The organism is Humidesulfovibrio sp., from assembly GCF_035560995.1.
Taxonomy (GTDB): Bacteria; Desulfobacterota; Desulfovibrionia; order Desulfovibrionales; family Desulfovibrionaceae; genus Humidesulfovibrio.
Genome location: NZ_DATMYK010000154.1, coordinates 1 through 10381, shown reverse-complemented (window position 1 = coordinate 10381; position 10381 = coordinate 1). Strand labels below are relative to the sequence as shown.

9 protein-coding genes are annotated in these 10381 nt (G+C 68.5%); 6 read left to right on the top strand and 3 right to left on the bottom strand.

Features of this window, described 5'->3' with window-relative positions; genetic code table 11:
- A partial coding sequence (locus VN419_RS06055; RefSeq protein WP_325645501.1) for a MiaB/RimO family radical SAM methylthiotransferase occupies positions 1–1017 on the bottom strand: 1017 nt, incomplete at its 3' end.
- Between the two features lie 94 nt (positions 1018–1111).
- On the opposite strand from VN419_RS06055, the gene VN419_RS06050 reads away from it, so the two are divergent.
- Entirely contained in the window at positions 1112–1645 is a 534-nt protein-coding gene (locus VN419_RS06050; RefSeq protein ID WP_325645499.1) for a tetratricopeptide repeat protein, read from the top strand.
- 19 nt (positions 1646–1664) lie between these two features.
- Here VN419_RS06050 and VN419_RS06045 read toward each other — a convergent pair whose 3' ends face one another.
- Together VN419_RS06045 and VN419_RS06040 are read right to left on the bottom strand one after the other, a co-directional pair.
- Positions 1665–2693, bottom strand: a complete 1029-nt coding sequence (locus VN419_RS06045) for a tRNA-specific 2-thiouridylase (RefSeq protein WP_325645497.1) — start codon at positions 2691–2693, stop codon at positions 1665–1667.
- Positions 2690–3466, bottom strand: a complete 777-nt coding sequence (locus tag VN419_RS06040) for a glycosyltransferase family 2 protein (protein ID WP_325645495.1) — start codon at positions 3464–3466, stop codon at positions 2690–2692. Before VN419_RS06040 ends, VN419_RS06045 begins: the two co-directional genes overlap by 4 nt.
- A 139-nt stretch (positions 3467–3605) precedes the next feature.
- On the opposite strand from VN419_RS06040, the gene VN419_RS06035 reads away from it, so the two are divergent.
- From VN419_RS06035 to clpB, 5 genes are all read left to right on the top strand, one after another.
- Positions 3606–5477 carry a dephospho-CoA kinase gene (locus tag VN419_RS06035; RefSeq protein ID WP_325645493.1) on the top strand — a complete coding sequence of 624 codons (1872 nt, stop codon included), beginning with the start codon at positions 3606–3608 and terminating at the stop codon, positions 5475–5477.
- Positions 5474–6202, top strand: coding sequence for a rhomboid family intramembrane serine protease (locus VN419_RS06030; protein WP_325645491.1), 729 nt, complete (start codon positions 5474–5476; stop codon positions 6200–6202). Before VN419_RS06035 ends, VN419_RS06030 begins: the two co-directional genes overlap by 4 nt.
- A 177-nt stretch (positions 6203–6379) precedes the next feature.
- On the top strand, positions 6380–7366 hold the full coding sequence (locus tag VN419_RS06025; RefSeq protein WP_325645489.1) for a J domain-containing protein: 987 nt from the start codon (positions 6380–6382) through the stop codon (positions 7364–7366).
- 39 nt (positions 7367–7405) lie between these two features.
- Positions 7406–7723, top strand: coding sequence for a chaperone modulator CbpM (locus tag VN419_RS06020; RefSeq protein ID WP_325645487.1), 318 nt, complete (start codon positions 7406–7408; stop codon positions 7721–7723).
- Between the two features lie 36 nt (positions 7724–7759).
- Positions 7760–10381 (top strand): ATP-dependent chaperone ClpB (gene clpB / locus VN419_RS06015; protein ID WP_325645485.1); only part of this gene is annotated, 2622 nt, incomplete at its 3' end.

Here is a 10381-nt window from a genome sequence, read left to right as displayed (position 1 = left end):
GGCGTAGGTCAGGGGCAGTTCGCGGCAGAAGGCGTAGGAGGTCTCGAACTGTTCCGCCGTTTCGCCGGGAAAGCCGGTGAGCAGATCCGCCCCAAGGCCCAGGCGCGGCCACACGCCGCCGAGCTGGCGCAGAAAGTCCAGCACCTGCTCTGGCCTGTAGTGCCCGCGCCCCATGCGCTTCAGCACTCCGGCGTCGCCGCTTTGCAGGGAAAGGTGCAGGTGCGGGGCCACCAGCCGCGACGCGCCCAGCACATCCAGGGCCTTGGCTCCCAATTGGCCGGGTTCCACGGAACTCAGGCGCAGGCGCGCGCGGCCCGCCCACTCCGGCCCAAGCTCAGTCTCCACACGGGCCAGCAAGTCCCAAAAATCGTGCGGCTCGGGCAAATCAGCGCCATACTGGCGCAGATTGACGCCGGAGATGACCAGTTCGCGGTAGCCCGAGGAAAGCAGGCGGCGCATCTCGGCGATGGCCTCGGCCGGGTCGCGGCTCACGCTGCCGCCGCGCGTCAAGGGCACGATGCAGTAGGTGCAGTGGTGCGAGCAGCCGTCCTGCACCTTGACCACGGCGCGGGCGCGGCGAAAAGAGCCGATGTGGAAGGGCGGAAAACGCGGAGGCTCTGGCACGGACGGCGCGAGCTCCGGCGAGACCGGGTGCGGCGCGGGGGCGAAAAGGGGCCCGGCCAAAAGGACGGCCTTGCGGTCCTGGGGCACCACCTCGTCCACCTCCGGCATGGCGGAAAGCTCCGCCCCAAGCACCTGGGCCGCGCAACCCGTCACCACGATGCGCGCGGACGGGTTCTGCTGGCGCAGGCGGCGCACCAGGGCGCGCAGGTCGCTCACCGCGCGGCTGGTGACGGCGCAGGAGTTCACCAGCAACACCCCGGCTCCGGCGGGATCAGAGGCCTCGGCATAGCCCTGGTCGCGCCAGGCCTCGGAAATGGCCTCGGACTCGTACTGGTTGATCTTGCAGCCCAGGGTGGCCACGTGGAAGGTCTTGGCGTGGGAGGAATTCGGCATGGTCCGTGCTTGTTTTTTCCTGGATTATTGCCGCGGCCTGCGCGAAGATGGCCCCGGACTCATCAAAATACCTTGCCCAAAGGAAGGAGGCGTCATGCGCAACCTTGCCCCCCGCCTGCTCTCGACCGTCATGGTCCTGGCCGCCCTGGCCCTGCCGCTTTTGACGGGTTGTTCGCCCGCCGTGCGCGGCAGCATGGCCCTTTCCAGCGGCGACTACAACCTGGCCCTGGCGCGCTACCACGAGGCCCTGGAGCAGGACCCGGATTCCGTGTACCTGCGCCTGCGCATCGGCCTCACCTACTTCACCATGAAAGACTACGCCAGCGCGGAGGCCACCTACAAGGACATCCTCATCCGCAAGCCCGGCGAGCCGAACGCCCTCTTGTACCTGGGCCTGTCCCGCATTGGCAAGGGCGAGCGGCAACGCGCCCTGGATGATCTGACCGGCTTCAACTGGCCTCAGAAGTTCTATCACCAGAAGTTCGTGCGTGCGGAGGCCGAACGCCTGCTGCGCCACCCGGAAATGTCTGCGGACGCGACCATCCGCTGCCTGCTGGATGCGCTGGAGGAGGGCCGCAAGGAGCAGGATGCTCTTGAGCGCGACATGTTCCTGGGCCTCAGCCGCTAGGAAGGCGGACGTTGAGAAATCAGACGATGACCGCCCCGGCGAGCACCGCGCCGCCGCGATCGTAGACCGCCGCCACCTGCCCCGGCGCAGGGCGCACATTGGGCTCGGCGAAACGGACGGTCAAGACGCCGCCGGAAAGCTCCACCCGCGCGGGCCGCGCGCCCTCGCGGTAACGCGTCTGCACCAGCACGTCCTCCGGCCACAGGGCATGGTCCGCCAGCAGATTCACCTCGCCCGCCCGGAACGTCTCCGCCAGCAGGGCCTCCTTCGGGGCCACCACCAGCACGTTGCGCTCCACATCCTTGTCCAGCACGTAGAGCGGCTCGCGCCAGGACAGGCCAAGCCCCCTGCGCTGGCCGATGGTCGTGCGCCACAGGCCCTGGTGTTTGCCCACGCGGGTGCCGTCGGGCAGTTGCGCCGGGCCGGGGCCGGGCAACGCCGGGTGGCGCGCGGCCAGAAAGGCCCGGTAGTCGTCATCCGGCACGAAGCAGATCTCCTGGCTCTCCACGGGCAAGGGCGGGGTCTGGCCGCAGGCCGAAAGCTCCGCGCGGACGTCCGCCTTGCGCGAGGCCGCAAGCGGGAAGCGCGCCAGCATGAGGCGCTGCCTGGGCACCAGGGACAGGAAATAGCTCTGGTCCTTCACGGGGTCGGCCCCGCGCCCAAGCGCCCAGCCATAAACCGGATGCTCCCCGGCTCTGGCGAAGTGCCCGGTGGCCAGGGCCTGCGCGCCCAGGGCCAAGGCCCGGTCCAGCAGCAGGCCGAACTTCATGGCCGCGTTGCAGCGGGCGCAGGGGTTTGGGGTGCGGCCGGAGAGGTACTCCGCCGCGAAGGGTGCGGCCACGCGGGCCTCGAACTCGGCGCGCAGGTCCAGCAGATGCAGGGGGATTCCAAAGCTCGCGCAGGATTTTGCCAAGCCTTCGGAAGCGCGCAGGTCGTGCTCCGGCAGGAACTGCCCGTGCAGGGCCATGAGCTCGTGGCCTTCGTCGCGCAGGCGCAGCAGGGAGGCCAGGCTGTCGCCGCCGCCGCTCATCGCAACGGCGAGCTTCACGGCTTGGGGCCCCAGTCGGCCGTTTCGCCCGCACGCAGGTGCTTGAGAAAGGCGTAGAACGCGCCGTGCACGGCGTTGACGAATCCGGCGCGGCCATCCAGCACGCCCAGCTTCAGCACGTAGAGCTTGAAGAAGCGCGCCAGGCCCCGCAGGGTGCCCTTGGCCACGCCGCCGGACTTGCCCTTGCGCTTCAGGTCGTCCGCGCCCTGCTGCGCGTAGGAGTTCACCTTGTCCAGGTGCTCTCGAAAGTTGCGGTAGGGATAGTGGATGATGTCGCCCTTAAGCTTGCGCGTGGGGCCCAGGGCATGGAAGCTGTAGTGCGCCCCGCTCACGTGCACTTCCATCTTGTCCGGCCGGAACACCCGGAACAGGTAGTCCGGGTACCAGCCGCTGTGCCGCAGGAAGCGGTCGTAATAGAAGGACGCACGGGGCGTGAGAAAGCCCGCCTCCTCCCCGGCATTGGCGATGGCCGCGCGCACGCTGGCGTTCAGCTCGTCCGTGAAATACTCGTCCTGGTCCAGGCTCACCACCCAGTCCACCGTGGGTTGCATGGCGCGGATGTGCTCCAGGGCGAAGCGGAACTGCGGGCCCGGCCCCTCCCACTTGCGCTGGAGCACCACGGCCCCGGCGGCCTCGGCTATGGCCACGGTGGCGTCCGTACTGAGGGAATCGACCACGATGAGCGTGTCGCAGAAGGCCAGCGACTCCAGGCAACGGCCCAGCAGGCGTTCGCCGTTGTAGGTCAGAATGAGGCCGACGATATTGGGAGCCATGGGCCCTCGTATGGTTGTCGCGTTCGCTGTCCGCGTCCGCGCAGGCGTTCTTGGGTGGGCGTCTTGTACGACGGGCTCACCAGCCGGTCAAGAAGGCCTGCGTTTGTGCTTTTGCCCGCCAAAGGCTATATGCTTCCGCATGCGCCACGACACCGACACTCACGACACCGACGCCACTGACGACACCGACGCCACTGGCTACGCCGACATGGACAGCCTGGATCTTCTCGACGCCGACGACTTCGCGGAGATCCTTGCGGAAAGCGCGGCCACGGGCTTTTCCGGCGGCACGCTTGAACGCAAGGCCACGCCCGACGACACGGGCACGCGCCTGGACCAGTTCTGGGCCTATGAGCTGGTGGCCGAGGGCGTCTCCCGCGAACGCGTCAAGGAATGGATACAGGCGGGCCTGGCGCAGGTCGACGGCAAGCCGGCCAAGAAGCCCGGCCAGCGGCTGGAGGGCTACGAGCGCCTGACCCTGGACGCCCCGGACCTCTCCGGCGCGGGCGTGCCCAAGGCCGAGGCGGGGGAGCTGCGCATCCTGCACCGCGACGCCGCGCTGGCGGTCATCGACAAGCCCGCTGGCCTGACCACCCACCCGGCCGCCACCCAGCCCGACGGCACCCTGGTGAACCGCCTGCTGCACCATTTTCCGGAGCTCGCGCCCGAGGTCTCCGGCATGGAGGGCGAACGGCCGGGCATCGTGCACCGGCTGGACAAGGACACCTCGGGGCTCATCCTGGTGGCCCTCACCGAGGCCGCGCGGCTGGAGCTTTCCCGGGCCTTTGCCGAACGCCGCGTGCACAAGACCTACCTGGCCCTGGTCCATGGCCGCCCCAAGGGCGACGACACCGGCAGGCTGGGCGAGGACGCAGGCTACATCGACCTGCCCCTGGGCCGCCACCCTTCCCTGCGCACCAAGATGGCCGTACTGCAGAAGGGCGGGCGCGACGCGCGCACCAGCTGGCGCAGGCTGTGGACCGACCGCCTGGGCCGGGCCAGTCTGCTGGCCGTGGACCTGCACACCGGCCGCACGCACCAGATACGCGTGCACCTGGCGCACGTGGGCAACCCGCTGGTGGGCGATCCCGTGTACGGCCCCTCGGCCCATGCGCGCTGGCTGGCCCAGAAGGGCCCCCTGGCCACGCTGGCCCCCAGGCAGATGCTGCACGCCTTCCGCCTGGCCTTCGAGCACCCGGACACGGGCGAGGAAATGTTCTTCCGCCAGGACCCGCCGCAGGACTTCATGACCCTTTTGCGCGCCCTGGCGGGCGACTGCCAGCGCGTGGTCATCACCGGCATGCCCGGCTGCGGCAAGTCCGCCCTTTTGCGCGCCCTGGCCGATGCGCCGGAGGCCCCGCCCACCTTCAGCGCCGATGCCTGCGTGGCGGCGCTGTACGCCCCCGGCGGCGACGGTGCGGCGCTCCTGGCCCGCAGCCTGGGGCGGGGCATCCTGGACGCCGAAGGCGCGGTGGACCGCAAGGGCCTGCTGGCCCTTCTGCTGAAGAATCCGTCCCTGCGGCGCGAGGTGGAGGACATCGTCCACCCGCTGGTGCGCCACGCCCTGAGCGCCTTCTGGGCCGAGCACAGCGCCGCGCCCCTGGCCGTGGCCGAGATTCCGCTTTTCTTCGAGGCCGGGTGGCTTGGCGAGAAGCACGGGATCAAGACCAGCCCCAAGGCCGCCCAGGACAGGCGCATGGCCGATGTCGTCGTCGGCGTGCGCTGCCCGGAGGACCTGCGCCAGGGCCCCCTGCGCGAAAGCCGCGGCCTGGCCCCGGAAGTGCTGGCGGCCTTCGAGTCGTGGCAGTGGCCGGAGGACCGCAAGCTTACGGCCTGCGACCTCATCGTGGACAACGCCGCAGGCCTGGCCGAACTGAAGGCCGAGGCCGGGCGGCTGCTCGCGCAGCTTGCGGACCTGCGCGCGGAGCGGGCCCGGGCCACGGAGGCCCGGCTGCGCGCCCTGCTGGACGCCGCAGCCAACGCACCGGCCCTGGACGATCCCGGCGCATGATCCCCCTGCGCGACGACATCCCCCGCGTGCACACGCCCGTGGCCGTGATCCTGGTGATCCTGGCCAACCTGGGCGCGCACGTCTTCGTCAGCGGGCAGGACCCGTACGTGCAGGAGGTGCTGTACCGGCTGCTGGGCGTGGTGCCCGCGCGCTACGCCTTCCCGGACTGGGCGGCCTTCGCGGGCTTTCCGACCATGGGCGCGCTGCCCTTCTTCTCGTACATGTTCCTGCACTCCGGCTGGCTGCATCTCATCATGAACATGTGGATGCTCTGGATCTTCGCCGACAACATCGAGGACGTCATGGGCCCCTTCCGGTTCATGGCCTTCTACCTGCTGTGCGGCCTGGCCGCGCTGGCGCTGCACATGGTCTTCAACCTCACGGAGAGCGCGCCCATCATCGGGGCCTCCGGCGCGGTGGCCGGGGTCATGGGGGCCTATGTGACCCTGTACCCGCGCGGCCGCGTGCTCACCTTCATCCCCATCATCATCATTCCCTACATCGTCTCCCTTCCGGCCTGGCTGTTTCTGGGCATCTGGTTCCTGTCACAGATCTTCGCCGGGCTGTTCGAGCACCTGGGCGCGCAGGCCGCTGGCATCGCCTGGTGGGCGCACGTGGGCGGCTTTCTCGCGGGAATGTTGCTGGTGCGCCTGTTCATGCGCCCGGAACGCTGCTATCATTGCGAGTACAAGGGCCTGCGCCGGAACTTCACCTTCAGCGAGTAGCCCGGCCGTGCCGACAGCTCATCCCGGTCGGGTGCGGCCCGTGTCGGGCCAGACACCGGGCACCCTGCCGCTTTACGCAAGCAACCTGTGGAAAACTTCCTTGACAGGGTGCAAACACACACTATTTTGTAGCATGGAGCGAGAGAACGGCAACCGCCGCAGAGGAGTTGGTTCGCAATGAGTGTGGAATACAAGGACTACTACAAGATTCTTGGCGTGGGCAAACAGGCCACCCAGGACGAGATATCCAAGGCCTTCAAGAAGCTGGCCCGCAAGCACCACCCCGACCTGAACCCCGGCGACGCCGGGGCCGAGGCCAAGTTCAAGGAGGCGGGCGAGGCCTACGAGGTGCTGAAGGACCCGGAAAAGCGCAAGCTGTACGACCAGCTTGGCCCCAACTGGCAGCAGGGCCAGAATTTCCAGCCGCCTCCGGGCTTTGAGGGCATGCGCTTCCGGCAATCCGGCGGAGGCGGCGCGGGCGGCTTCGGCGCTGAAGGCTTCAGCGACTTCTTCGAGACCCTGTTCGGCGGCGCGGGCGGCGCTCGCGGAGGCTTCTCCGGCTTTCAGGGCGGGGGCTTCGGCGGCGGCGGCTTCCAGCAGCGGCCGCGCAGGGGCCAGGACGCGGAGGTAACCTACGAGATCGGACTGGAGCAGGCCTATGCGGGCGGACCGCAGTCCGTGACCTTGCAGGAGCACGTGCCCGGAGCCGATGGCTATCCGACGATGCAGACGCGCACGCTCAAGGTGAACATCCCGCCCGGCATCAAGGACGGCCAGAAGATCCGCCTGGCGGGCCAGGGCAGCCCCGGCACCCCCGGTGGCGAGCCCGGCGACCTCTACCTGCGCATCAAGCTTGCGCCGCACCCGCAGTTCAAGGTCAAGGAAGACAACGTGGTCTTCGACCTGGCCCTGGCCCCGTGGGAGGCGGCCCTTGGTGCAAGCGTGCGCGTGCCCACCCTGGACGGCGCGGTGGAGATGAAGATTCCGCCTGGCGTCGGCTCCGGCGCCAAGCTGCGCGTGCGCGGCAAGGGCCTGGGTACCGCGGGCAAGCGCGGCGACCAGATGGTGCGGATCATGATCCAGACGCCCAAGGCTCTGTCCGACGAGGAAAAGCGCCTGTGGGAAGAGCTGGCCAAGACCTCGACCTTTAATCCGAGGGCCTAGCCAGCCGCAGGCCAAGGCAGCTTTTCGAGGAGACACGCCATGACGCAGCTGAAGATCAACGATCCGCAGAGCCTGCCCATCCGCTCGGAGCTCATCGCCTGGACCAGCCTTGTGGAGCTGACCCGCGTGGAGCCCGCCACCGTGGCCGAACTGCTGGAGATGGGCTGGCTGGACCCCGTGCGCACTGGGGCGGACGAATATCTGTTCCGCTCCTGCGACGTGTACCGCATCAAGAAGCTCATGCGCCTGTGCCGCGACCTGGAGATATCCTTCGCGGCGGGCTCGATCATCGTGGACCTGCTGGACCGCGTGGAGCGCCTCGAGCAGGAGATTTCAGAACTCAAGCGACTGCTGTAACCACGGCCACGGCCGTGATCCTTGGGAGGACATGAAATGGATCCCAACAGACTGACCCAGAAGTCCCAGGCCGCCCTCTCGGAGGCCCAGAACCTCGCCATCTCGCGCGGGAACCAGCAGGTGGACACCCTGCACCTGCTGTACGCCCTGGCCAGCCAGGACGGCGGCCTGGTGCCCCAGGTACTGGGCAAGTGCGGCCTGGAGGCCAAGGCCTATGTGCAGGCCGTGGAGGGGGAGCTCGACCGTCTGCCCAGCGTTTCCGGTCCCGGGGCGCAGCCCGGCCAGGTGCACGTGACCCAGGCGGCCAGCGCCGTGCTGGTGCGCGCCGATGAATCCGCCAAGCGCATGCAGGACGAGTTCGTCAGCGTGGAGCACATCTTCCTGGCGCTTTTGGACGAACCGCCCTCCAGCGGTCCGGGCAAGGTGAACCGCCAGTTCGGCCTGACGCGCGACAAGTTCCTCTCCGCCCTCACCGAGGTGCGCGGCAACCAGCGCGTCACCAGCGACAACCCGGAAGACACCTACGACTCCCTCAAGAAATACGGGCGCGACCTGGTGGACGAGGCCAGGAGCGGCAAGCTCGATCCGGTCATCGGCCGCGACCAGGAGATACGCCGCGTGGTGCGCATCCTCAGCCGCCGCACCAAGAACAACCCCGTGCTCATCGGCGAGGCGGGCGTGGGCAAAACCGCCATCGCCGAGGGCCTGGCCCAGCGCATCGTGAAGCAGGACGTGCCCGAGGGGCTGAAGGACAAGACCATCTTCGCACTCGACATGGGCGCGCTCATCGCCGGAGCCAAGTACCGGGGCGAGTTCGAGGAGCGGTTGAAGGCCGTTTTGAAGGACGTGCAGAAGTCCGAGGGCCGCATCATCCTGTTCATCGACGAGATCCATACCATCGTGGGCGCGGGCAAGGCCGAGGGCGCCATGGACGCGGGCAACATGCTGAAGCCGCTGCTTGCGCGCGGCGAGCTGCACTGCATCGGCGCCACCACCACGGACGAGTACCGCAAGTACATCGAGAAGGACCCGGCGCTGGAGCGCCGCTTCCAGCCCGTCATGGTGGACGAGCCGAGCCTGGAGGACACCATCTCCATCCTGCGCGGCCTGAAGGAACGCTTCGAGGTGCACCACGGCGTGCGCATCAGCGACTCGGCCATCGTGGAGGCGGCCACCCTCTCCAGCCGCTACATCAGCGACCGCCAGCTGCCGGACAAGGCCATCGACCTGATCGACGAGGCCGCGGCCATGATCCGCACCGATATCGACAGCCTGCCCACGGAGCTGGACGAGACCAACCGCCGCGTACTGCAGCTGGAGATCGAGCGCGAAGCGCTCAAGCGCGAAACCGACGCCGCCAGCCGCGACCGCCTGGAGAAGCTGGAGGAGGAGCTGGCCGAGCTGAAGGAGAAGCAGGCCGAGTTCATGGGCCAGTGGGAGCGCGAGAAGAGCGCCATCGAGGTGGTGCGGCGCATCAAGGCCGCCATCGAGCAGACCAAGATCGAGATCGAGGAGGCCGAGCGCGCGCTGGACTACAACCGCGCGGCCGAGCTGCGCTACGGCACCCTGAACGGCCTGGAGAAGCAGCTGGCCGAAAGCGGCCAAACCGTGGAGGGCGAGGGCCCGCGCCTGCTGAAGGAAGAAGTCGGCCCGGACGACATCGCGAACATCATCTCGCGCTGGACGGGCATCCCCGTGACGCGCCTGCTTGAGGGCGAGCGGGAGAAGCTGCTGCGCCTGCCGGAGCTTCTGCACCAGCGCGTCATCGGCCAGGACGAGGCCGTGCAGGCCGTGGCCGACGCCGTGCTGCGCGCTCGCGCGGGCCTGAAGGACCCGCGCCGGCCCATCGGCAGCTTCCTGTTCCTTGGCCCCACGGGCGTGGGCAAGACCGAGCTGTGCAAGACGCTGGCCGAGGCGCTCTTCGACACCGAGGAGAACATGATCCGGCTCGACATGAGCGAGTACATGGAGAAGCACTCCGTGGCGCGTTTGATCGGCGCGCCTCCGGGCTACGTGGGCTATGACGAGGGCGGCCAGCTCACCGAGGCCGTGCGCCGCAAGCCCTACGCCGTGGTGCTTTTCGACGAGGTGGAAAAGGCCCACCCGGACGTGTTCAACGCCCTGCTCCAGATTCTGGACGACGGGCGGCTGACGGACAGCCACGGCCGCACGGTGGACTTCAAGAACACCATCCTCATCATGACCTCGAACATCGGGGCGCAGTACATGCTGGCGGGCATCACGCCCGGCGGCACCTTCGCTCCCGGCGTGGAGGACCAGGTAATGGAGGCCCTGCGCGGGCACTTCAGGCCGGAGTTCCTGAACCGCGTGGACGAGACCGTGCTGTTCAAGCCGCTGCAGCAGGCCCAACTCATGGCCATCATCGAATTGCTGGCGGGCTCCTTGCGGGAGCGCCTGGCCGACCGCAAGATGGGCCTCACGATCAGTGACGAGGCGAAGAGCTTCATGGCCGAGGCGGCGTACGACCCGATCTACGGCGCGCGGCCCCTGCGCCGCTATTTGCAGACGCACCTGGAGACGCCGCTGGCGCGGGAGATCATCTCCGGCCGCCTGTCCGACGGCGCGCAGGTGGTGGTGGATGTGCTGGACGGCAAGATCGTCTTCGGCCGCAAGGACGAGGACGGCGGGGTCGAGTAC

Excerpts from the sequence above, each read along its gene's own strand:
- VN419_RS06050 (WP_325645499.1), top strand. The coding sequence starts at position 1,112 with ATGCGCAACCTTGCCCCCCGCCTGCTCTCGACCGTCATGGTCCTGGCC.
- VN419_RS06040 (WP_325645495.1), bottom strand. The coding sequence starts at position 3,466 with ATGGCTCCCAATATCGTCGGCCTCATTCTGACCTACAACGGCGAACGC.
- VN419_RS06035 (WP_325645493.1), top strand. The coding sequence starts at position 3,606 with ATGCGCCACGACACCGACACTCACGACACCGACGCCACTGACGACACC.
- VN419_RS06030 (WP_325645491.1), top strand. The coding sequence starts at position 5,474 with ATGATCCCCCTGCGCGACGACATCCCCCGCGTGCACACGCCCGTGGCC.
- VN419_RS06025 (WP_325645489.1), top strand. The coding sequence starts at position 6,380 with ATGAGTGTGGAATACAAGGACTACTACAAGATTCTTGGCGTGGGCAAA.
- VN419_RS06020 (WP_325645487.1), top strand. The coding sequence starts at position 7,406 with ATGACGCAGCTGAAGATCAACGATCCGCAGAGCCTGCCCATCCGCTCG.